We start from the raw sequence: 23,885 nt of genomic DNA on the forward strand, positions 1-23,885 counted from the left end.
GGTGTGTCCTCCAAGCGCCCTGCGGAGAATCGATGATCCAGGCCATCGGGCTCACCAGCACCCCTCGTCGCCGGCAGCGGCCGACCGTCGACGACCTCACCTTCGAGGCGCGACCAGGCGCCGTCACCGTGCTGTGCGGACCGAAGGGTTCTGGCAAGACGAGCGCGGTAGAGCTGATGTCGCAGCTCCGAGCAGGGCGAGGCGTGGCCCTCTTTCGCGGACGCCCGATGCACCGAGTACCCCAACCCGCCCGGGAGATCGGACTGCTGCTCGATGAGGTCCCGGGACACCCGGACCGGACAGCCAAGGGGCACCTACGGATGATGGCCGCTGTCGCAGGCGTGCCCGCAGCACGCGTCGAGGACGTACTCGCCGTGGTGAACCTGGACGGGATGGCGGGGCAGCGGCTCGGTGCGTTCTCCCGAGGCATGGGCCGCCGCCTCGGGGTCGCGGTCGCCCTCCTCGGCGATCCGCACACGCTCGTCCTCGACGAGCCGACGGCCGGTCTCCCGCCGAGAGAGGCGAGTTGGCTGCACGGCATCCTTCGCGGCTTCGCCGATCAGGGCGGCACCGTCTTCGCCACGACCGACGACCCCGAGGAGGCCGCGGCCGTCGCCGACCGCGTACTCACCCTTCGCCACGGGCGTCTGGTGGGAGACGAGAACGCCTCCGAGTTTGCGCAGACGCGGCTGCGCCCCCGCATCGTCGTCCTCTCCCCGGACGCCGAGCGGCTGGCCGGCATTCTCGTCACGGAGGCCGAAGCCGGCCAACTCGCCAATGCCGGGGAGCACGTCGAGGTCGTTCGCGAGAGCGAGGACCGACTCTCCGTGTACGGAGCGAGCTGCGCGTCGGTGGGCGACGCCGCCTTCCGCGCCGGTGTGCTCGTCCACCGTCTCGCCGTGGAGGGGCGCCTGCCGCGGGAAGAACGGGTCGTCCCTGAGCACCTGTTGCGCATCCCCGACCCGGCCACCGGCGCACGCCGGCCCACCCTCCCCGAGGTGACGATCGAGACGAGTTCGCCCGGAGCCTCGCGGCGAGCCGTCGCGACTGCGACGCCGCTGCCGACGGCGCCCGAGAACGCCCTGCCGCGTCCCGCGCGAACCGGTCCGGGTCCGGAGTCCGTCGATGCCGAATGCGAGGCGGACGGGCAGAAGGCCTCCGAGCTTCCGAGCCCTCTTCCGCCGAAGCTGCGCACGGTGCGTCCAGGCCCCGTGGCACCCGTGCGGTACGAACTCCTCCGGATGTTCGGCGTGCGTACGCCCTGGTTGATCCTTGCGGCCGCGGTGCTCGCGTCGCTCGCGCTCGGTACGGCCGCCGTCATCTTCGGCGAAGGGCTCCGCACGAGCCCCCTGCCCCCGTTGGTGTCCGTCGTCACGGGATGGGCGGACCCGGCGCTTCTTCTGTTGCCGCCCACCGCCATCGCCGCCGGGGTTCTCGGTGCGCTCTCCTTCGGCCAGGAGTTCCGCTTTCCGTCTCTCGCACCCCAGCACCTGCCCGTGCCGCGGAAACTGGGCCTGTCGACGGCGAAGCTGCTCGTCTCTGCGGCCGTCGCGATCGGTCTCACGCTCGTCGTCGCGCTCGTCAACGCCTCGGTACTGAGCGCCTGTTACGGCCTCGGGGTGTTGGATACGCGGGCACCAGCGGGAGCCGGAGCCCCCTGGTATGTCCAGCTTCCAGCACTCGCCGCGCTCGCCGTCGGCTGCGCATGGGTGGGTCTCCTCGCCGCCGGGCTCGCCCGACGGACGGCCGCCGGGCTGCTCGCGCTCGCCGCTGTGCCGCTCGCGGCGACGACTGCACTGCGCAACGTCTTCGCTGTCGATCCGTTGGCCGCGCTTGCGAGCGTCCCCGGAGAGGTGGAGCGCTGGACCGAAGGTCCCCTGCCCGCCGGGTTGGAGCGCTGGATCGGCGTCCTGCTGCACGTCGCCGCCCAGCCGCTCGGCCAGGCCGTGGCTCTGGCGCTGACCGCCCTGCTCTGTATCTACGCACTGACGGTTCTCCGTACCCGGACCCGTTGAGAAGTCCGACGAGGGCCCGCCGGAGAAGTCGCGGCGGGCCCCAACGGCCTTGCCGGCGCGCGGAGATGGCGGCGGACCGTCCCTTCCCCGATCGGCGTCAATCGAACGAAACCCAGCGATCACCCTTTCGTGTGCTTTTCACCAAAGCCCTCAAGACAGCCCTCAAGCCCGTCCCACAGGCGGCCGACAAAGGATGCGTGACTACCCTTGCGCACTCCACGATGACCTCGGCTCGCCACACCAACACCGGCCTCGTCGGTCCAGGCGAGCTCGACCGCTACGCGTACGCCGAATCCTCCGGAGCGGCCCGTGCCACCACCAACGCGCCCGCATGGGACGGCGCGGAGGCAGACGTCAACCGAGTCGGCCGGCGCACCGCCGGAAGCCGCGGACGTGGCCTCCACGGCCAACTCGTCCAGCAGTTGGGGCAGATGATCGTCTCCGGCGACCTGGGTGCGGACCGCCCGCTCGTTCCCGAGGAGATCGGCCAGCGCTTCGAGGTCTCCCGGACCGTCGTCCGCGAGTCCCTCCGGGTCCTCGAGGCGAAGGGGCTCGTCAGCGCCAGGCCCAACGTCGGTACCCGCGTGCGCCCGGTGAGCGACTGGAACCTCCTCGACCCGGACATCATCGAGTGGCGGGCCTTCGGCCCCCAGCGCGACAGTCAGCGCCGCGAACTCTGCGAACTGCGGTGGGCGATCGAGCCGTTGGCCGCACGCCTCGCCGCCGGCCGCACCAGGGACGAGACCCAGCAGCGGCTCGCCGACATGGTCGAGATCATGACCCAGACCCTTGCCCAGGGCGACACCCTCACCTTCTCGCGTGCAGACGCGGAGTTCCACACGCTCGTGCTCCAGGCCGCGGGGAACCGCATGCTGGAGCACCTCTCCGGCATCGTCTCCTCGGCGCTCCAGGTCTCGGGCGGTCCGTCGAGCGGCGGCTGCGACGTCTTGACGGAGGGGGCGCTCGCTCAGCATCAGCGCGTCGTCGAGGCGTTGGGCGCCGGCGAGGGTGCCGTCGCGGAGAGCGAGATGCGCCAACTCCTCGGCGGGCGGGCCGAAAAGGCCGAGGAGGCAGGCGTGCAGCCGGAGGCGGCGAGGCAGGCCGCAGGGCAGCCCGGCCCCGACCACGTGGTTCCGCCGCCCCGCGAGCACTGAGCACCACCACGTCCGGCGGATCGGCCCGCGGCAGCCGCCCGGGCCCGACTCCGCGGGAGCGGGCACCGCTCCGTGCCGGAGCGCACGGTGCCCCCGGCCGCCCCACCGCGCGGTGGGGCGGCCGATCTGCGCCCGGCGCGCGAAAGTGCGCCAAATCTCCTCAGTGCGCGCCCCGCGGCATGAGGCGGGAGAGGCACCATGGAGCCGTTCCGCCTGATGCGGTCAGGCACTCGGAGACGGGTGAGGTGGGATCGCGAGGTGCTTTCTTCCCTTGTGACCGCATCTGTTGGGGTATGGAGTGTGACTCGCGCCACGTGAATTGGGCGTAACGCTTTGCGTGCCAGCGCGATGACTCAAGAGGTGACAGCCGCGGAAGGAATAAGAGGCCCCCGCAGGGGGCTTCGGTCTGAAGACTCATCCCTCCACTGCTCAGCCCGCGCCGTCGGTTGATCCCCGCCGACGGCCCGCCGTTTCCATCGTTCCGAGAGGTTGTTCGTGTCGGCCAGCACATCCCGTACGCTCCCTGCGGAGATCGCCGAGTCCGAGTCCGTGATGGCGCTCATCGAGCGGGGAAAGGCTGAGGGGCAGATCGCCGGCGATGACGTACGTCGGGCCTTCGAGGCTGACCAGATTCCGCCAACCCAGTGGAAGAACGTTCTGCGCAGCCTCAACCAGATCCTCGACGAGGAGGGCGTGACGCTGATGGTGAGTGCCGCAGAGGCGCCCAAGCGCACCCGCAAGAGCGTCGCAGCGAAGACCCCGGCCAAGCGCACCGCTACCAAACCCGTCCCTGCCAAGAAGAAGGTCAGCCCGACCCCGGCGGCGACGTCCGAGGCTCCCGCTGTGTCGGCCCCGGCCGACAGCGAGCCCTCGGTGGAACCTGCCGAGAAGAAGGCCACGGCGAAGAAGACCACGGCGAAGAAGGCCACCGCCACCAAGAAGACGGCGGCGAAGAAGACCGCGACGAAGAAGTCCGTGGTCGAGGAGCTCCTCGAAGGAGCCGAGGAGGTCATCGAGGAGCAGCCCCCGATCAAGCCCGGAAAGCCCGGAGCCGAGGACGGCCCCACCGCGGAGCTGAAGAACGAGAACGAGGGCTTCGTCCTCTCCGACGACGACGAGGACGACGCCCCGGCGCAGCAGGTCGCCGCCGCCGGCGCGACCGCCGACCCGGTCAAGGACTACCTCAAGCAGATCGGCAAGGTCCCCCTCCTCAACGCCGAGCAGGAGGTGGAGCTCGCCAAGCGGATCGAGGCCGGCCTCTTCGCCGAGGACAAGCTGGCTGCGGAGGACAAGCTCGCGCCGAAGCTCCAGCGCGAGATGGAGATCATCGCCGAGGACGGTCGGCGGGCGAAGAACCACCTCCTGGAGGCCAACCTCCGTCTCGTGGTCTCCCTCGCCAAGCGGTACACCGGGCGCGGGATGCTCTTCCTCGACCTGATCCAGGAAGGCAACCTCGGCCTGATCCGCGCCGTGGAGAAGTTCGACTACACCAAGGGCTACAAGTTCTCCACTTACGCGACGTGGTGGATCCGCCAGGCGATCACCCGGGCCATGGCCGACCAGGCACGGACGATCCGCATCCCGGTGCACATGGTGGAGGTCATCAACAAGCTGGCGCGCGTCCAGCGGCAGATGCTCCAGGATCTCGGCCGCGAGCCCACGCCGGAGGAGCTCGCCAAGGAGCTCGACATGACCCCGGAGAAGGTCGTCGAGGTCCAGAAGTACGGCCGGGAGCCGATCTCGCTGCACACGCCTCTCGGTGAGGACGGGGACAGCGAGTTCGGTGACCTGATCGAGGACTCCGAGGCCGTCGTCCCCGCGGACGCGGTGAGCTTCACGCTCCTCCAGGAGCAGCTCCACTCGGTGCTCGACACCCTCAGCGAGCGCGAGGCCGGCGTCGTCTCGATGCGCTTCGGCCTCACCGACGGGCAGCCGAAGACGCTCGACGAGATCGGCAAGGTCTACGGCGTGACGCGTGAGCGCATCCGGCAGATCGAGTCGAAGACGATGTCGAAGCTCCGTCACCCGTCTCGCTCCCAGGTGCTCCGCGACTACCTGGACTGAGCGCCGAACAGCCGTGTGGGGGCCGGAGGGACACCTCCGGCCCCCACGTGTGTGCGGTCTCCGGATGCGGTGAACGCGACGGAGTATGACCCTGGGTGTTCACAGAGCTCCGTACAGTCAGGAGGCCGTGGCTCTATGCGCACCTTCCGCCCTCACCGCCCCCGCCGGCCGCTGTCGGCCGCCCCGCTACTGGCCGCATTGACCGGCGCGCTCCTCATACCGCAGACGGGCGAGGCGATCGCCAAGGACCGCGTCGTGGTCGGAGGCCAGGCGGTGAGCACGGCGCAGCACCCCTGGGTGGTGGCTCTGTCGAGCCGCTCGGTCTTCGGGCCCAAGCGTTCGGGGCAGTTCTGCGGCGGCGCCGTCGTGGACGCCCACACCGTCGTCACGGCGGCCCACTGCCTGAGCACCAAGGTCCTGGGCGTCGAGCACTCCAAGGTCGGTGACCTCAAAGTGATCAGCGGACGAACCGAGATCAACGGTTCCGCGGGGGAGGAGCTGCCGGTGCGCAAGGTCTGGGTCAACCCCGAGTTCAACGGCAGCAGCGACGTGGGGGATCTCGCGGTGCTCACCGTCGACAAGGCGTTCTCGAAGAATTCCGCGGTCCCGATGGCCGCGGAGGGGGACGCTGCATATGCGCCGGGCACCGACGCCAGGGTGTACGGCTGGGGGGACACGACGGGGCAGGCGGACTACTCCTCCTCGCTCCGCGCCTCGGACGTACAGGTCCTCTCGGACCGCACCTGCGAGCGCGCCTACACGAGCGGCGGAGAGGCCCGGTACAAGGCGGAGTCGATGCTCTGCGCCGGTGTCACGGGCGGCGGTCGGGATGCGTGCCAGGGGGACAGCGGTGGTCCGCTCGTCGCCAAGGGGCGGCTCGTCGGGCTGGTCTCCTGGGGAGCCGGGTGCGGGGAGGCCGGTCAGCCCGGCGTCTACACGCGGATCTCCGCCGTGCTGGCGAAGATCAAGGAGCAGAGCTCCTAGCGGCCGGACGCGCTACGGGCGGCCGCCCCCGGTGGCTGGGGGTGGCCGCCCGTGTGGCCGGCTGTGCCGGTCCGAGCTCGTCGGATGCGCGGTCACGGACGTGCGGGGCACGCCGCACGTCCGGTCGGGAGGAGCCTCAGCGCTCCTCTTCGCCTGCGGTGGAGGGAGTCGCGGTGAGCTTCTCCGTCTCGTCCTGTATCTCCGCGGCGACCTTCTTGAGCTCGGGCTCGAACTTACGTCCGTGGTGGGCGCAGAAGAGGAGCTCGCCGCCGCTCGTGAGCACCACGCGCAGGTAGGCCTGGGCGTTGCAGCGGTCGCAGCGGTCTTCGGCCGTCAGCGGGGTCGCGGGGGTCAGAACTGTAGTCACGTCGCCTCTTCTCTAGCTCGACGAGCTGTCGTACCTGGGTCAACATCCAACCAGGCCGAAAACGTTCCCGGTGTGGCGCAGATTCCCGAGATTTTTCCCGGGCGGCCGGGATGTTGCCGGGTGGCGGCGAATGGCCGTTGTGCAGGTGGGTCCGTATTCACACTGTGTGCGGTTGTCGTGCTGCGTGCAGTTGTCCGCCTCGGAACCACGACGTCGTCGTTCATGAGGACGTGCCCGGAGCCTAAACGGTTCATGCCCCCTTGGGAACGTGATGTACGCGTCACGAGACGGGTTCTTCGAACAGGTTATCGAGGTTGGGCTAGCATGGCGTCTTCCTGGGTGGCGTATCACGCAGTGTTCAGGGGCTCGGTACCCTCTGACCCGGTAATCCAGCCACCACGAACAGAATTCAGCGAGGAGCGAACCGCGTGACCGCCGACACTCCCGTAGCTTCCGGGGACCCCGTCATGGCCTCCGGCACGGGGAGTTCCGCCCGGGCCTCCGGGGGAAACTCCACGTCGTCCACCGCACTGCTGAGCGGGGCAGAGCGGGAGGGCGGCTCCAATTACACAGCGCGGCACCTGCTCGTCCTCGAGGGGCTCGAAGCGGTCCGCAAGCGGCCCGGCATGTACATCGGCTCGACCGACAGCCGCGGCCTGATGCACTGCCTCTGGGAGATCATCGACAATTCGGTCGACGAGGCGCTCGGCGGCTACTGCGACCGCATCGAGATCCACCTGCACGACGACGGTTCCGTCGAGGTCAGGGACAACGGGCGCGGCATCCCCGTCGATGTCGAGCCGAAGACGGGGCTGAGCGGCGTCGAGGTGGTGATGACCAAGCTGCACGCCGGCGGGAAGTTCGGCGGCGGCTCGTACGCGGCCTCCGGTGGGCTGCACGGTGTGGGCGCCTCGGTGGTGAACGCGCTCTCCTCGCGGCTCGACGTCGAGGTCGACCGGGGCAGCCGTACGCATTCCATCAGCTTCCGCAGGGGCGTCCCCGGTATCTTCACGGAGTCCGGTCCCGACGCCCCCTTCGACCCCGCGACGGGGATGTTGAAGGGGAAGAAGCTCCCCAAGACGCGCACGGGCACACGCGTGCGCTACTGGGCGGACCGGCAGATCTTCCTCAAGGACGCGAAGCTCTCGCTGGAGACGCTCCATGCGCGCGCCCGGCAGACGGCGTTCCTCGTCCCCGGGCTCACGCTCCTCGTGCGCGACGAGCGCGGGACCGACGGGGCGGAGCCGAGCGAGGAGGTCTTCCGCTACGACGGCGGGATCAGCGAGTTCTGCGAGTACCTCGCGCAGGACCGGGCGGTCTGCGACGTCGTCCGCCTGCAGGGCGAGGGCAGCTTCAAGGAGACGGTGCCGGTCCTCGACGACCGGGGGCACATGATCCCGACGGAGGTGCAGCGGAGCCTCGGCGTCGACATCGCGCTCCGTTGGGGCACGGGGTACGACACCACGGTCCGGTCGTTCGTCAACATCATCGCGACGCCCAAGGGCGGAACGCATGTCTCCGGTTTCGAGCGGTCGCTCACCAGGACGGTGAACGAGGCGCTGCGGGCCGGCAAGCTGCTGCGCGTCGCCGACGACGACGTCGTCAAGGACGACGCGACCGAGGGGCTGACGGCCGTGGTGACGGTGCGTCTCGCGGAGCCGCAGTTCGAGGGGCAGACCAAGGAGGTCCTCGGCACCTCGGCCGCGTCGCGGATCGTCGGGCAGGTGGTGGCGAAGGAGCTGAAGAAGTTCCTCACCTCCACGAAGCGCGACGCCAAGGCGCAGGCGCGCGCCGTCCTGGAGAAGATCGCGGCGGCCGCGCGCACGCGGATCGCCGCGCGGCAGCACAAGGAGGCGCAGCGGAGGAAGACGGCGCTGGAGTCCTCCGCGCTTCCGGCGAAGCTCGCCGACTGCCGCAGCGACGACGTCGAGCGCGGCGAACTCTTCATCGTCGAGGGGGACTCGGCGCTCGGCACGGCCAAGCTCGCCCGCAACAGTGAGTTCCAGGCGCTGCTGCCGATCCGGGGGAAGATCCTCAACGTGCAGAAGTCCTCGGTGTCGGACATGCTGAAGAACGCCGAGTGCGGGTCGATCATCCAGGTCATAGGGGCGGGTTCGGGGCGTTCCTTCGACATCGACCAGGCCCGCTACGGCAAGGTGATCTTCCTCGCCGACGCGGACGTCGACGGCGCGCACATCCGCTGCCTGCTGCTGACGCTCTTCCAGCGGTACATGCGGCCGATGGTCGAGCAGGGCCGGGTCTTCTCCGCCGTGCCGCCGCTCCACCGGATCGAGCTGACCCGTCCGAAGAAGGGCGAGGAGAAGTACATCTACACCTATTCGGACAACGAACTCCACCAGAAGCTGCTGGAGTTGGAGCGCACAGGTACGGCGTACAAGGAGTCGATCCAGCGGTACAAGGGCCTGGGTGAGATGGACGCCGACCAGCTGGCCGAGACGACCATGGACCCGCACAAGCGCACGCTGCGGCGCATCAACATCAGCGATCTGGAGGCTGCCGAGAAGGCGTTCGATCTGCTGATGGGGAGCGACGTCACGCCGCGCAGGGAGTTCATCAGTTCCTCGGCCGCGACGCTCGACCGCTCGCGCATCGACATCTGACGAGGCAACGGGCCGCCCCCGCACAGGGGTCGGCCGGCACCGAGCCGTGCGTCGCGTCGGGGTGTACGGCTCGGTGCCGCGTGCCGATCGGTCGGAGCGAGCGCTCCCGTGCATGCAAGTCACCTGAAGAGGTGAATGATCGGGGATTGTCCTGCCGGCGATCTCGCACTTACGGCAATGCTGGGGCATGCGCATCGAAGACCCCTGGCACGACTCGTTCGCCTCCGACCGGTGCGACCAGGCGCCGCCGACGTCCGCCGGTTCCGGGCGTATCGAGGCGGACGGCAGGCACTCCGTCGAGCCGCCTGCCGACGAGCGAGCGCGGGCCGCGCGCGTCACGGGCCCCCAGGCCGCGGGCACGCAACTTCCGTCACCGGCAGGGGAGTCGGAGCGCGAGCGCCGCGCGCGGGAGGCGGTGTACCTCACCGTGCAGCGGAGTCCGGCGTTCCGGCAGGTGCGGAGCCGGTACCGCGGGTTCGCACTGCCGGCCGGTGCGGCCTTCCTGCTCTGGTACCTCTCCTACGTCGTCGCGGCGACGAGCGCGCCCGAGGTGATGGCGAGACCGATCGCCGGCGTCTTCAACGTGGGGATGGCCGCCGGGCTCGCCCAGTTCGCCACCACCTTCCTGCTCACCTGGGCGTACGTCAGGCACGCAACGCGCCGCAGGGATCCGCTCGCCCTCGAACTCCGGTGGGAGACGCAGGAGATGACCCGCACCGCTGTCCGGGGAGGCGCGCGGTGAGCGGCGGCCACCCGATGTCTACGCTGCTCCTCTTCTGCGCGGTCGTCGCCGCCACGCTCGCCATCACCACTTGGGCGAGCCGTCGCCGCCAGGGTTCCCCGGAGGAGTTCTACGCCGGCGGACGGCTCTTCTCGCCTATGGAGAACGGTTTCGCCCTCGCGGGCGACTACATGTCCGCCGCCTCCTTCCTCGGCGTCGCGGGGCTCATCGCGCTCTACGGCTACGACGGCATGCTCTACTCCGTGGGGTTCCTCGTCGCCTGGTTGGTCGTGCTGCTCCTCGTCGCCGAACTCGTCCGCAACTGCGGGCGGTTCACCCTCGCCGACGTCGTCGCGGCGCGGCTGGGAGCACCTGCGGTGCGCGTGGCGCTCGGCGTCTCCTCGGTGACCGTCTCCGTGCTCTACCTCGTCGCGCAGATGGTCGGCGCCGGAAGCATCGTCGCGCTGCTCGTCGGGCGGACGGGCGCCGCCGAGACGTGGACGGTGCTCGGGGTCGGCGCGCTGATGATCGTCTACGTCTGCTGCGGCGGGATGCGGGCGACGACGTGGATTCAGATCGTCAAGGCCGTGCTGCTGACGGGCGGCGCCGTCACGCTCACGGTCATGGTCCTCGCGCGGTTCGGCGGCGACCTCGGGGCCCTCCTCGCCTCCGCAGCCGAACACAGCGGCCACGGCGCCGAGTTCCTCGCGCCCGGCCTGCTCTACGGCGGCGGATGGGCCGCGCGCCTCGACTTCGTCAGCCTGGGGCTCGCGCTCGTGCTCGGCACCGCGGGCCTCCCGCACATCCTCGCGCGCTTCCACACGGTGCCGACGGCGCGGGCGGCAAGGCGCTCGGTCGTCTGGTCGATCGGGCTCATCGGCGGCTTCTACCTGATGACGATCGTCCTCGGGGCCGGAGCCGCCGCGCTCGTCGGCAGCGGAGCGGTGCGCGCCGACAACGCGGCAGGGAACACGGCGATCCCGCTCCTCTCCGTCGAGTTGGGCGGTGGCGCGGGCTCGACGGGAGGGGCGGCGCTCTCGGCGATCGTCGCGGCCCTCGCCTTCGCGACGATCCTCGCGGTGGTCGCCGGCATCACCCTCGCCGCCTCGGCCGCCGTCGCGCACGACCTGTGCTCCTCGCTCCGGCGCGCACGGCGCACCGCACGCAGCGGTGCCGCCGAGGTCCGGACGGCGAAGGCCGCAGCCGCCGGCACGGGAGCGGTGGCGGTCGCCCTGGGGCTGCTCGCCAAGGACCTCAACGTCGCCTCGCTCGTGGGGCTCGCCTTCGCCGTGGCGGCGTCGGCGAACCTGCCCGCCCTCCTCTATGCGCTCTTCTGGAGCCGCTTCACGACGCGCGGCGCACTCTGGTCGGTCTACGGCGGCCTCGTCCCCGCGCTGCTCCTCGTCGTGCTCTCACCGGTGGTCTCCGGTAGTGCGCACTCGCTCTTCCCGGGCGTGCACTTCGCGTACTTTCCGCTGGAGAACCCCGGGTTGGTCTCCATCCCGATCGGCTTCCTCGCCGGCTGGCTCGGCACCGTCACCGCGCGGGAGCCGTGCGATCCGGCGCGGCACGCGGAGACGGAGGTGCGGGCGCTCACCGGTGCGGGTGCGGCGTAGCCGGGCTCAGACGGCCGTCGGCGTCGGTTCGCCGCTCCGCGCCTGCGGCTCGATCCGGAGGACCTCCTGGCGCACGCCCGGTTCGGGGACGCTCCCGCAGCTCGCGGGGGACGGCGCCCCCTGCCCCGTCGCGCCGTGCACCAACCACCGCTCGCCGCACGCGTGTTCCACGGTCGCGGTCCAGCGGGTGCCGTCGTCGCCGGTCTCCAGGACGTCGACGGCATCCTCGCGCTCCTCGCCGAGGTGCGAGCGGAGCGCGAGGTCCGCCGCCTGACCGGTCCGGTCCCAGGCCGAGCGTCCGCGGCACCCCTCGCCGAGCACCCGGCCGCGGCGAGCGGCCGCCAGCACCCGTCGTGCGGAGTCCGCGGTGGCGCGGCCGTAGGCGTAGCCGTACGGGAGCACCAGCAGTGTCGGTGCGAAGCGGTGCCCGCCGAGGTGGCTGACCTCCCACACCTCCGCGTCGGCTGTCGCGGAGAGCTCCTCGGCGTGCGGGCGCCCGAGTCGGGCGCAGCAGAGGTCCCGGCGTCCGTTGGTGCACACCAGGGCGAGCGGCGCGGCGGTGGTGCGCGGTTCCCACAGCCCCTCGTGGCGGCCCGCGCCCAGCGCCGCGAAGTCGAGTGCGGTGAGGCGGTGCGGGGAAGCCAGCGTGGTCGTGCGCACCCACGAGGCGCCGGGCGCGGTGTGGGCGAGGAAGGCACGGCGCGGTGCCTCCGTCGCGGCGTGCCGTCCGGTGCTGCGGATCAGTGCGACCCGTACGCCGTGGGGGGCTCCGGCCGATTCGAGGAGGGCGCCGAGCGCCGGGTCCAAGCGGCTCTCGGTGAGGGCCTTCGCGCCCCAGGGGCCCGGTTGTTCGAGGAGCAGCCAGGTCCGCGCGTGAGCCGCGGTGGCGGCGAGCGGCTCGGCGAGGGCGTCGGCCGCGCTCGTACACGTCATCACGGGGTGACCCTAGCCTCTCTCGCACCGCTCCTCCCGCCTGTCGCAACGGATGCCGGCCGATACGATCGGACGGGTCGCCACGCTGCAAGGGCACAAAAGGAAGGCACAAGTGACCGCACGACGCGTACCCGTCCTCGTCCTCGCGGGTTTCCTCGGCGCGGGGAAGACGACGCTCCTCAACCACCTGCTGCGGCGCAGCAGGGGCACGAGGATCGGGGCCGTCGTCAACGACTTCGGAAGCATCGAGATCGACGCGATGGCCGTGAGCGGTCAGGTGGACGCGATGGTCTCGCTCGGCGACGGCTGCCTGTGCTGCGCCGTCGACACCAATGAACTCGACGGCGTCCTGGAGCGGTTGGCCAGGCCGGAGGCGCGGATGGACGTGCTCGTCGTCGAGGCGAGCGGCCTCGCCGAGCCGGAGACGGTGATCCGTATGATCCTCGCGAGCCGCAGTCCGCACCTCAGGTACGCCGGGCTCGTCGAGGTCGTCGACGCGGTCGAGTTCCCTGCCGCGCTGGAGCGGCACCCGGAGTTGGGGCGGCACGTCACCGCTGCCGATCTCGTCGTCCTGAACAAGACGGACCGCGTGGGGGAGGACGAGGCGGAACGGTTGCGCACCGGGTTGCAGCGGCTCTCGGGCGGCCCCGTCGTCCGGGCCTCGCACGGTCGCGTCGATCCCGAGCTCCTCTTCGACGCACCCGAGCGGGACCGCCCCGCCGTGCAGCAACTCTCCTTCGACGAGGTGCTCTACGGGGACGAGGGATGCGAAGCGCCCGGGGCCCACGACGGGCACCTGCACGCCGCGTACCGTTCCGTCGAGTTCACCGCGGGGGAGCCGCTCGACCCGGGAGCGCTCCTCGCCTTCCTCGACGCCCGGCCGGTGGGCCTGTACCGGATCAAGGGGAGCGTCGACTTCGGTCCTGCCGATCCCGGGCGGCGGTACGGCGTCCACGCCGTCGGCGGATTCCTACGGTTCACGCCCGAGCGCTGGGGTACCGGCGAGGAGCGGGCGACCCGTCTCGTGCTGATCGGCACCGATCTCGACGAGGAACGGCTCCTCTCCGGGCTCCGCGCCTGCGTCGCCGGACCCGACGCGGCACCCGGGGCGTCGGCTCTGTGGGGCGTCCTCCGCCACACCGACGCCCGGCTCGCCGACGGCGGTGAAGACCCCGACTGGAGCGCGGAGTTCGCCGAACCGCCCGAGCTCGACGCGCCGGCGCCCTAGGGGCGCGCACGCGCGGCGCCCGCGGTCTCCCGCGGGCGCCGGTGCGGATCAGACGGGCCCGGCCACGGCGGCGACGGGCTTGGCGAGCGGCACACCCGAGCCGTCGCGGCGCGGGTCGGGCTCGGGGAGTTCGGCCGGTGCGCCGGAGGCGGTCGCGGCGCGGGCCGGGGACGGGCCGACCCAGGCGAAGGTGAGCCGGTCCTCGCCCTTGAGGAAGCGCTGGCAGCGCACGCCGCCCGTGGCGCGCCCCTTGCGCGGGTACTGGTCGAAGGGCGTGAGCTTGGTCGTGCCGAGGGAATCGGCGAGCGTGCCCTCCGTCCCTGCGACGGTGAAGACCGAGGCGTCGGCCGAGGGGTCGACGGCGCCGAAGAAGAGCGCCCGCGAGCCCTCCGCCAGTTTCACGCCGGCGACACCTCCGGCCGGCCGCCCCTGCGGACGCACCTGGCCCGCCTGGTACCGCAGCAGGTGCGCGTTCTCGGTGACGAAGACGAGGTCCTCCTCACCCGTGCGCAGCTCGACGGCGCCGACGATCCGGTCGTCGCCCTTGAGTGTGATGACCTCCAACTCCTCCTTGTTCGACGGGTAGTCGGGGACGACCCGTTTCACGATCCCCTGCTCGGTGCCGAGAGCGATGCCGGGCGACGACTCGTCGAGGGTGGTGAGGCAGACGAGGCTCTCGCCCTCCTCCAGGGTGAGGAACTCGCTGACCTGGGCGCCGCCCGAGAGGTTCGGCGTGCTCGCCTTCTCCGGGAGCTGCGGGAGGTCGACGACGGAGACGCGCAGCAGGCGCCCGGACGAGGTGACGGCGCCGACCTCGCCGCGCGTCGTGGCGGGGACGGCCGAGACGACGACGTCGTGCTTGCTGCGCTTCGCCGACTCAGCGAACGAGGTTTCCCCGTTGGCGGTGCGCGCGAGCAGCCCCGTCGAGGAGAGGAGCACGCGGCACGGGTCGTCGGACACCTCGAGCGGTACCGAGACGACGGGCGCCTCCGCCGAGTCCAGCAGTTCGGTGCGGCGGGGCGTGCCGAATTTCTTGGCCACGGCGGACAGTTCGGAGGAGACGACCTTGCGCAGCTCCTTGTCGGATTCGAGGATCTCGGTGAGGCGGGCGATCTCGCCGGTGAGCTTCTCCCGCTCGTCCTCCAGCTCCAGGCGGTCGAACTTGGTGAGCCTGCGCAGCGGGGTGTCGAGAATGTACTGGGTCTGTACGTCGCTGAGCGAGAAGCGCTCGATCAGGGTCGTCTTGGCCTCGGCCGCGTTCTCGCTGGAGCGGATGATCCGGATCACCTCGTCGATGTCGACGAGCGCCACGAGCAGCCCCTCGACGAGATGGAGCCGGTCCCTCCGCTTGGTCCGGCGGAACTCGCTGCGCCTGCGCACGACTTCGAAGCGGTGGTCGACGTAGACCTGGAGCAGCTCGCGCAGGCCGAGCGTGAGCGGCTGGCCGTCGACGAGTGCCACGTTGTTGATGCCGAAGGAGTCCTCCATCGGCGTCAGCTTGTAGAGCTGCCCCAGCACGGCCTCGGGGTTGAAGCCGTTCTTCACCTCGATCACCAGGCGCAGGCCGTGTTCCCGGTCGGTGAGGTCCTTGACGTCGGCGATGCCCTGAAGTCGCTTGCCGTTGACGAGGTCCTTGATCTTGGAGATGACCTTCTCCGGCCCGACGGTGAACGGGAGTTGGGTGACGACGAGGCCCTTGCGGCGCGCCGTGACCTGCTCGACGGAGACGGTGGCGCGGATCTTGAAGGTGCCGCGGCCCTTGGTGTAGGCGTCCTTGATCCCGTCGAGACCCACGATCCGACCGCCGGTGGGCAGGTCGGGGCCGGGGACGAAACCCATGAGGGTTTCCAGGTCGGCGTTGGGGTGCTTGATCAAGTGCCGTGCCGCCGCGATGACTTCGCCGAGGTTGTGCGGCGGCATGTTCGTCGCCATGCCGACGGCGATGCCGGACGCCCCGTTGACGAGGAGGTTGGGGTACGCGGCCGGGAGCGTGCCGGGTTCGTTCTGGCTGCCGTCGTAGTTCGGCGCGAAGTCGACCGTCTCCTCGTCGATCGACTCCGTCATGAGGCCCGCGGCCGGAGCCGAACGGCACTCGGTGTACCGCATCGCGGCGGGCGGGTCGTCGTTGCCGAGGGAGCCGAAGTTGCCGTGGCCGTCGACGAGGGGCAGGCGCATCGTGAACGACTGGGCGAGGCGCACCAGCGCGTCGTAGATGGCGCTGTCGCCGTGCGGGTGCAGACGGCCCATCACTTCGCCGACCACGCGGGCGCACTTGACGTACGAGCGCTCCGGGCGAAGCCCCATCTCGTGCATCTGGTAGAGGATGCGGCGCTGCACCGGCTTCATGCCGTCCCTGGCGTCGGGGAGCGCGCGCGAGTAGATGACCGAGTACGCGTACTCCAGGTAGGAAGCCTGCATCTCGTCGACGACGTCGATGTCGAGGATGCGCTCCTCGAGATCCACGTCTCCTTGGGAGTTGCTCCCCGAGGCGCCTGCGGGTGCGGGGGATGTGCTGCGGCGGGCCATCGCGGCTGCGGCTCCTTCGTTCTGCGTTCGTCTGCTTCTGTTCGGCGGTGTGCGGGGTGGTGCGCGGCGTCGGACACGGGGCACCTGTCTGGCGGCGGGTGTGCCTGCGGTGCCGGCGGCGCGGCGGTGCCCTCGCGCCGGGTGCGGGTGTGCGACGCCGACCATTGTGGCCCGCGCCGCCGACAGTCGGCCCGCCGACCCGGCACACGCGCCCCCCGAGCGGCCCTCGCGGGCCCCGCGCACGCTCCGCGCGCCCTGCCGTGGACGTGCGCCCGCGGTTCGTCGCACGGCCCGCGTTGTCGTACCCGGCACGTACGTTGGTGATCTGCGCGGCGCACGGCTGAAGGCTGGCCGGTAACCGTCGGGGGAGTTCAGGGGGAACTTCGCATCTCTCCCAGGTGGTTGCCTAGAGTGACAGCATCGTCCGCTGCTACGCAGGCGACGTACGCGACAGCGGTGCACGCGATCCCCAGCGTGTTCTTCAGCGAGCGAAGGGACTCCACGCCCATGGGCCACACGCCCCCGCCCTCCTCCGCGCAGCAGGCGCCGACGGGTGGGCTCAGCGCCACCGAGCACCGACTCCCCAACGGACTGCGGGTGGTGCTCTCCGAGGACCACCAGACCCCGGTCGCCGCCGTCTGCCTCTGGTACGACGTCGGTTCCCGGCACGAGGTGGAGGGCCGCACCGGCCTCGCTCACCTCTTCGAGCACCTGATGTTCCAGGGCTCCGCACAGGTGGCGGGGAACGGCCACTTCGAGCTGGTCCAGGGCGCCGGCGGCTCGCTCAACGGCACCACCAGCTTCGAGCGCACCAACTACTTCGAGACGATGCCGGCGCACGAGCTCGAACTCGCCCTGTGGCTCGAAGCCGACCGCATGGGTTCGCTCCTCACCGCGCTCGACGAGGAGTCGATGGAGAACCAGCGCGACGTGGTCAAGAACGAGCGCCGCCAGCGCTACGACAACGTCCCCTACGGCACCGCCTTCGAGCGCCTGACGGCGATGGCCTACCCCGAGGGCCACCCTTACCACCACACCCCGATCGGCTCCATGGCCGACCTCGACGCCGCCTCCCTGGAGGACGCCCGGGCCTTCTTCCGGACCTACTACGCGCCGAGCAACGCCGTCCTCTCGGTCGTCGGCGACATCGACCCGGAGCAGACGCTCGCCTGGGTCGAGAAGTACTTCGGCACCATCCCGTCGCACTCCGGCAAGCAGCCGCCGCGCGACGGCTCGCTCCCCGAGGTGATCGGCGCCGAGCAGCGGCAGTTGATCGAGGAGGACGTCCCCTCCCGGGCGCTCATGGCCGCCTACCGCCTGCCCGCCGACGGCACCCGCGCGGGCGACGCCGCCGACCTCGCGTTGACGGTGCTCGGCGGCGGCGAGTCCTCGCGCCTCCACAACCGCCTCGTCCGCCACGACCGCACGGCCGTCGCCGCCGGCTTCGGGATGCTCCGCCTCGCCGGCGCTCCCTCCCTCGGCTGGCTCGACGTCAAGGCGTCGGGCGGCGCGGAGATCGCCGAGATCGAGTCCGCCGTCGACGAGGAGCTGCGCCGCTTCGCCGAGGAGGGGCCGACCCCGGAGGAAATGGAGCGCGCCCAGGCGCAGTTGGAGCGCGAGTGGCTCGACCAGCTCGCCACGGTGGGCGGCCGCGCCGACGAACTCTGCCGCTACGCCGTCCTCTTCGGGGACCCCCAGCTCGCCCTCACCGCGACCGCGCGCGTCCTCGCCGTCACGGCGGAGGAGGTCCGCGAGGTCGCGGCCGCGCGCCTGCGGCCCGACAACCGCGCGGTCCTCGTCTACGAGCCGACCGAGGCCCCCGCAGCGGACGCCGAAGCGACCGCGCACGACCAGGAGGAGACCGCCCAGTGAGCGAGGCAGCAGGCACCGCGGGTGCCACGATGGAGTTCCACCCGCAGCCGCAGAGCGGCCGCCCCCAGCCGTGGGCCTTCCCGGCACCCGAGCGGACCCGACTCGCCAACGGGCTCACGCTGTTGCACTGCCCGCGGCCCGGCCAGCAGGTCGTGGCGGTCGAGGTGAACCTCCCCGCCCCCCTCGACACCGAGCCCGAGGACCTCGACGGCGTCGCCACGATCATGGCCCGCGCCCTGAGCGAGGGCACGGACAAGCACGACGCGGAGGAGTTCGCGGCCGAGCTGGAGCGGTGCGGCGCCACCCTCGACGCCTTCGCCGACCATCCCGGCGTCCGCGTCTCGTTGGAGGTCCCCGCCTCTCGCCTGCCGAAGGCACTCGGCCTCCTCGCCGATGCGCTGCGCGCCCCCGCCTTCCCCGACGCGGAGATCGAGCGCCTCGTCGCCAACCGGCTCGACGAGATCCCGCACGAGCTCGCGAGCCCGGCCCGGCGCGCGGCGAAGGAGCTCTCGCGTCAGCTCTTCCCGGTCGGGTCGCGCATGTCGAGGCCGCGGCAGGGCACCGAGGAAAGCATCGCGCGGATCGACGCGGCGGCCGTCCGCGCCTTCTACGAGGCCCACGTCACCCCGCACACCGCGACGGTCGTCGCCGTCGGGGACTTCGGCGACCTCGACCCGGAGGCCGTCTTCGCCGACACGCTCGGCGCCTGGACGGGCCGGGTGATCGAGCCGCCGCCGATGCCGCCGATCACCGCGGACGACCGCGGACGCGTCGTGATCGTCAACCGCCCGGGGGCGGTGCAGACGCAGCTGCTCCTGGGGCGCGTCGGTCCCGATCGGCACGACAGCGTCTGGCCCGCGCAGGTCCTCGGCGTCTACTGCCTCGGCGGCACCCTCACGTCGCGCCTCGACCGCGTGCTGCGCGAGGAGAAGGGATACACGTACGGGGTCCGCGCGTTCGGGCAGGTGCTGCGGTCGGGGCCGGCGTCCGGCGAGGGCGTCTCGGCCGGCGCCTCCCTCCTGGCGATCAGCGGTTCGGTGGCGACGGACGTCACAAAGCCCGCCCTCGCCGATCTGTGGGAGGTGCTCCGCACCCTCGCGGCCGAGGGCCTCACCGACGAGGAGCGCGACACCGCGGTGCGCAACCTCGTCGGTGTCGCCCCGCTGCGGTACGAGACGGCCGCGGCCGTCGCCGGCACCCTCGCCGACCAGGTGGAGCAGCACCTTCCGGACGACTACCAGTCCCAGCTGTACACCCGCCTCGCGGAGACGGGGACAGTCGAGGCGACGGCGGCCGCGGTGAGCGCCTTCCCCGCGGACCGTCTCGTGGCGGTGCTCGTCGGGGACGCGGAGCAGATCGCCGACGACGTCCGCGAGTTGGGGATCGGCGACGTCGAGATCGTCGACTGAGCCGCAGACCGCGCCGAGGCGGTGGACGGGCACCGGCCCGGCCACCGCCTCCGTCGTTCTCGGCGCTGCGCCGTGCGCGCGTCCGTGCCCGCGAAAGGAATGACCGGTAGAACTCCCGCACGCCGGCGGTCTTTTCACGTCGTATTCACACGGACGGAACATGCGGTCCCCGAATCGGCCGTTCGCTGCCCTACAGTTCCCTCATGCGAATCTCCGCGCACTCGGTCTGCACAGCGATACGCGACGAGATCATCGCGGGCGCGCTGCCACCCGGCAGCAGGCTCACGGAGGACCTGCTCGCGCGCCGGTACGGCGTCTCCCGGGTCCCGGTGCGCGAGGCGCTGCGGACGCTCGACTCCGAAGGCTTCGTGACGATCCGGCCGCACGCCGGCGCCTTCGTCGCCGAGCTGACCTCCCGCGAGGCGGCCGACCTGCTGGACGTGCGCCTGCTCTTGGAGCCGCTCGGCGCCGCGCGTGCGGCGCACCGCCGGACCGAGGCGCACCTGCGCGTGCTGCGCGGACTCGTCCGCCTCGGCCGCCGCCGCGTCGCCCAGGGCCACCTCTCCGACCTGCGCCAACTCGGAGAGTGGTTCCAGGAAACGCTGACACAGGCCGCCGACAGCAAGGGCCTCGCCGACCTCCTCACGCAGCTGCGGAGAAAGGTCGCCTGGCTCTACGCGGTGGAGCCCGCCGCACGGGCGACCGACTGGCAGGAGCGCGGCGCCCTCGTCGACGCAGTGGCGAGAGGCGACGCCGAGCGCGCCCGTGCACTAGCGGCCCGTGAGGCCGAACACAGCGCGGCGTTCCACCGGTTGCGGCGCGCCGCGCCACTGCGACCCGAAGGTGTGTGACCGCGCGAAACCTGCCGTCGACACGGTGCGCGCGCCTCCGTGACACGGTCCGTACACAAAGACGGAGTAATTCCACTCACGCGGTTCGCGCAAGTCTCACGCCTGTGATTTCGCACCCGAAATGCAACGCAATCCTCAGACGGCTTCGGGCAGTTCGTCGAGCCCCTCGGAGACGAGCGTGGCGAGCCGGTCGAGAGCGGATTCCGCCTCCGCTGCGTCGGCATCCCCACCGGCGGCGAGAACGATCTCGTCACCGCCCTCGGCGCCGAGCGCGAGCACCCCCAGCATCGAAGCGGCGTTGACCGGATCGCCCCCCTCCTTCTTGCGGACGGTGACGGGGATGCCGGACGCAGCGGCGGCACGGCAGAAGATCGAGGCGGGACGGGCGTGCAGCCCTTCGGCCCAGCCGATGATGACGTGACGCTCGGCCATGGTGTTCCCCTTCGTGCGGCGGTCGGTTCCTGGACGTGCCGGATGCGGCCGGCGGCGACGGCGCACCGCCGCCCGCCAAGTCTGGCACGTGCACCTCTGCCCACCGGAGCCGTTCGGCCATGCCCCACGGGTGCCGCAAGGCCCGCTCCCCGAGCCGGCGTCGGACATACCCTTGGATCATGCAGAGCGATGCGGAGGCCGGCGCGCGCCGAGGAACGCAGGAACCGCAGACGTCCGTCTACCCGAGCCACTGGGAGGCCGACGTGGTCCTGCGCGACGGCGGCACCGCCAGGATCAGGCCGATCACGCCGGAGGACGCCGACCGCCTCGTCAGCTTCTACGAGCAGGTCTCGGACGAGTCGAAGTACTACCGTTTCTTCGCGCCCTATCCCCGCCTCTCCGACCGCGACGTCTGGCGCTTCACGCACCACGACTACGTCGACCGGGTCGGCCTCGCCGCCACGGTGGGCGGCGAGTTCATCGCGACGGTGCGCTACGACCGCATCGACGCGACGGGCCGCCCGGCGATGGCCCCCGCCGAAGAGGCCGAGGTCGCCTTCCTCGTCCGCGACGACCAGCAGGGCAGAGGCGTCGCCTCGACGCTCCTCGAGCACATCGGCGCCGTCGCCGGGGAGCGCGGCGTCCGCAGGTTCGCAGCCGAGGTGCTCCCCGCCAACAGCAAAATGATCAAGGTCTTCACCGACGCCGGCTACTCGCAGCGCCGCAGTTTCGAGGACGGCTCCGTCCATCTCACCCTCGACCTGGAGCCGACGGAGCACTCCCTCGCCGTGATGCGAGCGCGTGAGCAGCGCGCCGAGAGCCGCTCGGTGCACCGGCTCCTCGCGCCGGGCTCCGTCGCTGTGGTCGGCGTCAGCCGCAGCGGCGAGGGCGCGGGGCACACGGTGCTGGAGAGCCTGCGCACCGCGGGTTTCACGGGTCGACTCCACGCGGTCAACCGCGAGTTGGAGCCCGCCCGTGCGGCGGATGCCGAACCGCGGCGCCTCGGCGGAGTCCCCGCGTACCGCTCGGTCGAGGAGGTCCCGGAGCAGGTCGACCTCGCCGTGCTCGCGGTGCCCGCCGCCTCGGCGGCGTCCGTCGTCGCCGAGTGCGGGCGCGCCGGCGTCCAGGGGCTCAGCGTCCTCTCCGGCGACTTCGGCCGCGGGGAGCAGCGCGAACTCGTGCGGCTCGCACGGTCGTACGGGATGCGCCTCGTGGGGCCCGACGCCTTCGGGCTGATCAACACGGACCCGGAGGTGCGGCTCAACGCCACGCTTTCGAGGGAGATGCCGCGAGGCGGCCGCATCGGCCTCTTCACCCAGTCCGGAGCGATCGGCATCGCCCTGCTCGAAGCCCTGCACGGCCGCGGCACGGGCCTCTCCTCCTTCGTGTCGGCAGGGAACCGCGCCGACGTCTCCGGCAACGACGTCCTCCAGTACTGGGACGAGGACGACGCGACCACCGTCGCCCTCATGTACCTCGAATCGATCGGCAATCCGCGGAAGTTCACGCGGCTCGCCAAGCGCACCGCAGCCCGCAAACCGGTCGTCGTCGTCAAGGGAGCGCGGCACAGCGGCAGCGCGCCCCCGCCGGGGCACGCGGTCCCCGTGTCGCGGACGCCGGACGCGACGGCGACGGCCCTGCTCCGCCAGGCAGGCGTGATCATGGCCGAGAGCTACACCGAACTCCTCGACGTCGGCGTCCTCCTCGCCTGCCAGCCGCTGCCGGCAGGGCCGCGGGTCGCCATCCTCGGCAACACGCAGGCGCTGGGCCTCCTCACCTACGACGCCTGCCTCCTCGACGGCCTGCGTCCGGGCGCGGTCGTCGAACTCGCCGCCGACGCGGGTCCCGCGGACTTCGGCACCGCCCTTCGCGAGGCCCTCCGCGACCCGGAGTCCGACGCCGTCGTCGTCACCGCGATCCCCTCGGTCGCGACGGGCGTCCCCGGCGATCCGCGCGGCGCCTCCGCCGAGTTGGCCGACGCGCTCGCCGAGGCGGCGGAGGGCGCGGGTAAGCCGGTCGCCGTCGTCCACCTCGCCTTGGAAGGGCTCGACGAGTCGCTCGCCGAGCGCTCCTTCCCCTCCTACCCGACGCCCGAGCGCGCGGCGCACGCGCTGGCGGAGGCGGTGGGGCACGCGCGCTGGCGTCGCACCGCGTCCGGCGCCGGACGCGTCCCCGAGTACGACGTGGACGAGGCGGAGGCAGCCCGCATTCTCCGCGGCGCCGTGGAGCGGTTCCAGGCGCACGCCCCGGCCGCCGCGCCCCCCGAGCCGCTCGGCCAGGGCGCCCCCGGCGCCGAGGCGCCCTCCCGTCCGGACCCCGGCCGCCCGGGGCCCGGATTCCCCAGCCGCAGCCACCCGCTCGAACCGGCCGAGACCGCACGGCTGTTGGACGCGTACGGCATCCCCGTCCGCACCGCGCTCCCGGCCCCGGACCCCGATGCGGCAGCAGCGGCCGCCCGCACGCTCGGCTACCCCGTCGCGCTGAAGACGACGGCGCCGCACCTGCGCCACCGCTCCGACCTCGGCGGCGTCCGCCTCGACCTCGCCGACGAGGACGACCTGCGCCGCGCCTACGCCGAACTCACCGAGGCGCTCGGCGGCCCGGCCGAACTCCGGCCCGTGATCCAGCAGATGGCGCCCAGGGGCGTCGACACCGTCGTCCGCGCCGTCCTCGACCCCTCGATCGGCGCCGTCCTCTCCTTCGGCCTCGCGGGACCGCCCTCCGAGCTCCTCGGCGACGTCGGCTACCGCCTCGTGCCCGTCACCGACACCGAGGCGGCGGATCTGGTGCGCACGATCAAGTCCGCGCCGATCCTCTTCGGCTGGCGCGGTGCCCAGCCCGTCGACACCGCGGCGTTGGAGGAGCTGCTCCTGCGCGTCTCGCGGCTCCTCGACGACCACGCGGAGATCGTCGGCGTCGACCTGGACCCGGTGGTCGTCGCCCCCAGGGGCCTCACCGTCCTCGGCGCCGCCGTGCGCTTCGCGCCCCCCGAGCCCAGCGCCGACCTCGGTCCGCGGCGTCTCCCGACGTATTGAACCGGGCGCTCCGCACGAGCCGGCGGACGGTCGCCAACCGGGAGCTTTCGGCACCCG

General features: G+C 71.8%; 16 protein-coding genes. 12 read left to right on the plus strand and 4 right to left on the minus strand.

Annotated features, from left to right (window positions below; translation table 11 throughout):
• Positions 1–32 precede the first annotated feature (32 nt).
• The 4 genes from UWG_RS0125915 (at position 33) to UWG_RS0125930 (ending at position 6,217) form a co-directional block, all read left to right on the plus strand.
• Positions 33–2,015, plus strand: coding sequence for an ATP-binding cassette domain-containing protein (locus tag UWG_RS0125915; RefSeq protein ID WP_016910105.1), 1,983 nt, complete (start codon positions 33–35; stop codon positions 2,013–2,015).
• A gap of 131 nt (positions 2,016–2,146) precedes the next feature.
• Positions 2,147–3,169: a FadR/GntR family transcriptional regulator gene (locus UWG_RS0125920; protein WP_272943214.1), complete on the plus strand. Its 1,023-nt coding sequence runs from the start codon at positions 2,147–2,149 to the stop codon at positions 3,167–3,169.
• Positions 3,170–3,664: 495 nt separating this feature from the next.
• Positions 3,665–5,233 carry an RNA polymerase sigma factor gene (locus UWG_RS0125925; RefSeq protein WP_016910107.1) on the plus strand — a complete coding sequence of 523 codons (1,569 nt, stop codon included), beginning with the start codon at positions 3,665–3,667 and terminating at the stop codon, positions 5,231–5,233.
• Positions 5,234–5,368: 135 nt separating this feature from the next.
• Positions 5,369–6,217, plus strand: coding sequence for a S1 family peptidase (locus UWG_RS0125930; protein ID WP_016910108.1), 849 nt, complete (start codon positions 5,369–5,371; stop codon positions 6,215–6,217).
• A 136-nt stretch (positions 6,218–6,353) separates the two neighbouring features.
• On the opposite strand, the gene UWG_RS0125935 is transcribed toward UWG_RS0125930, so the two are convergent.
• Positions 6,354–6,584, minus strand: a complete 231-nt coding sequence (locus UWG_RS0125935) for a DUF7455 domain-containing protein (RefSeq protein WP_016910109.1) — start codon at positions 6,582–6,584, stop codon at positions 6,354–6,356.
• A gap of 467 nt (positions 6,585–7,051) precedes the next feature.
• Between UWG_RS0125935 and UWG_RS0125940 the strand changes: the two genes are divergently transcribed.
• The 3 genes from UWG_RS0125940 (at position 7,052) to UWG_RS0125950 (ending at position 11,542) form a co-directional block, all read left to right on the plus strand.
• Positions 7,052–9,205: a DNA gyrase/topoisomerase IV subunit B gene (locus tag UWG_RS0125940; RefSeq protein WP_050988650.1), complete on the plus strand. Its 2,154-nt coding sequence runs from the start codon at positions 7,052–7,054 to the stop codon at positions 9,203–9,205.
• Between the two features lie 187 nt (positions 9,206–9,392).
• On the plus strand, positions 9,393–9,947 hold the full coding sequence (locus UWG_RS0125945) for a DUF485 domain-containing protein (RefSeq protein WP_016910111.1): 555 nt from the start codon (positions 9,393–9,395) through the stop codon (positions 9,945–9,947).
• Between the two features lie 14 nt (positions 9,948–9,961).
• Complete coding sequence (locus UWG_RS0125950) at positions 9,962–11,542, plus strand: solute symporter family protein (protein ID WP_193386484.1); 1,581 nt, start codon at positions 9,962–9,964, stop codon at positions 11,540–11,542.
• A gap of 6 nt (positions 11,543–11,548) precedes the next feature.
• Here the strand turns inward: UWG_RS0125950 and UWG_RS0125955 are convergent, their stop codons facing one another.
• Positions 11,549–12,475: a sucrase ferredoxin gene (locus tag UWG_RS0125955; RefSeq protein WP_016910113.1), complete on the minus strand. Its 927-nt coding sequence runs from the start codon at positions 12,473–12,475 to the stop codon at positions 11,549–11,551.
• A gap of 112 nt (positions 12,476–12,587) precedes the next feature.
• On the opposite strand from UWG_RS0125955, the gene UWG_RS0125960 reads away from it, so the two are divergent.
• Entirely contained in the window at positions 12,588–13,703 is a 1,116-nt protein-coding gene (locus UWG_RS0125960; RefSeq protein ID WP_016910114.1) for a CobW family GTP-binding protein, read from the plus strand.
• Positions 13,704–13,751: 48 nt separating this feature from the next.
• Here UWG_RS0125960 and UWG_RS0125965 read toward each other — a convergent pair whose 3' ends face one another.
• Positions 13,752–16,229 (minus strand): DNA gyrase/topoisomerase IV subunit A, encoded by a 2,478-nt coding sequence (locus tag UWG_RS0125965; RefSeq protein ID WP_420235646.1) that lies wholly within the window; start codon positions 16,227–16,229, stop codon positions 13,752–13,754.
• Between the two features lie 507 nt (positions 16,230–16,736).
• On the opposite strand from UWG_RS0125965, the gene UWG_RS0125975 reads away from it, so the two are divergent.
• From UWG_RS0125975 to UWG_RS0125985, 3 genes are all read left to right on the plus strand, one after another.
• Positions 16,737–18,101 (plus strand): M16 family metallopeptidase, encoded by a 1,365-nt coding sequence (locus tag UWG_RS0125975; protein ID WP_033196384.1) that lies wholly within the window; start codon positions 16,737–16,739, stop codon positions 18,099–18,101.
• Between the two features lie 29 nt (positions 18,102–18,130).
• Positions 18,131–19,510 carry a M16 family metallopeptidase gene (locus UWG_RS0125980; protein WP_050988651.1) on the plus strand — a complete coding sequence of 460 codons (1,380 nt, stop codon included), beginning with the start codon at positions 18,131–18,133 and terminating at the stop codon, positions 19,508–19,510.
• Between the two features lie 203 nt (positions 19,511–19,713).
• Positions 19,714–20,361: a GntR family transcriptional regulator gene (locus tag UWG_RS0125985; protein WP_016910118.1), complete on the plus strand. Its 648-nt coding sequence runs from the start codon at positions 19,714–19,716 to the stop codon at positions 20,359–20,361.
• A gap of 135 nt (positions 20,362–20,496) precedes the next feature.
• Here the strand turns inward: UWG_RS0125985 and UWG_RS0125990 are convergent, their stop codons facing one another.
• On the minus strand, positions 20,497–20,793 hold the full coding sequence (locus UWG_RS0125990; RefSeq protein WP_016910119.1) for an HPr family phosphocarrier protein: 297 nt from the start codon (positions 20,791–20,793) through the stop codon (positions 20,497–20,499).
• Between the two features lie 179 nt (positions 20,794–20,972).
• Between UWG_RS0125990 and UWG_RS0125995 the strand changes: the two genes are divergently transcribed.
• Positions 20,973–23,828 carry a bifunctional acetate--CoA ligase family protein/GNAT family N-acetyltransferase gene (locus UWG_RS0125995; protein ID WP_016910120.1) on the plus strand — a complete coding sequence of 952 codons (2,856 nt, stop codon included), beginning with the start codon at positions 20,973–20,975 and terminating at the stop codon, positions 23,826–23,828.
• Positions 23,829–23,885 lie beyond the last annotated feature (57 nt).

Source organism: Streptomyces xiaopingdaonensis (genome assembly GCF_000262345.1).
Taxonomy (GTDB): Bacteria; Actinomycetota; Actinomycetes; order Streptomycetales; family Streptomycetaceae; genus Streptomyces; species Streptomyces xiaopingdaonensis.

Bases quoted from the DNA above. Each gene is read 5' to 3' on its own strand.
- UWG_RS0125955 (WP_016910113.1), bottom strand. From the start codon at position 12,475: ATGACGTGTACGAGCGCGGCCGACGCCCTCGCCGAGCCGCTCGCCGCC.
- UWG_RS0125990 (WP_016910119.1), bottom strand. From the start codon at position 20,793: ATGGCCGAGCGTCACGTCATCATCGGCTGGGCCGAAGGGCTGCACGCC.
- UWG_RS0125995 (WP_016910120.1), top strand. From the start codon at position 20,973: ATGCAGAGCGATGCGGAGGCCGGCGCGCGCCGAGGAACGCAGGAACCG.
- UWG_RS0125965 (WP_420235646.1), bottom strand. From the start codon at position 16,229: ATGGCCCGCCGCAGCACATCCCCCGCACCCGCAGGCGCCTCGGGGAGC.
- UWG_RS0125950 (WP_193386484.1), top strand. From the start codon at position 9,962: ATGTCTACGCTGCTCCTCTTCTGCGCGGTCGTCGCCGCCACGCTCGCC.
- UWG_RS0125975 (WP_033196384.1), top strand. From the start codon at position 16,737: ATGGGCCACACGCCCCCGCCCTCCTCCGCGCAGCAGGCGCCGACGGGT.
- UWG_RS0125985 (WP_016910118.1), top strand. From the start codon at position 19,714: ATGCGAATCTCCGCGCACTCGGTCTGCACAGCGATACGCGACGAGATC.
- UWG_RS0125940 (WP_050988650.1), top strand. From the start codon at position 7,052: ATGGCCTCCGGCACGGGGAGTTCCGCCCGGGCCTCCGGGGGAAACTCC.
- UWG_RS0125980 (WP_050988651.1), top strand. From the start codon at position 18,131: ATGGAGTTCCACCCGCAGCCGCAGAGCGGCCGCCCCCAGCCGTGGGCC.
- UWG_RS0125930 (WP_016910108.1), top strand. From the start codon at position 5,369: ATGCGCACCTTCCGCCCTCACCGCCCCCGCCGGCCGCTGTCGGCCGCC.
- UWG_RS0125915 (WP_016910105.1), top strand. From the start codon at position 33: ATGATCCAGGCCATCGGGCTCACCAGCACCCCTCGTCGCCGGCAGCGG.
- UWG_RS0125945 (WP_016910111.1), top strand. From the start codon at position 9,393: ATGCGCATCGAAGACCCCTGGCACGACTCGTTCGCCTCCGACCGGTGC.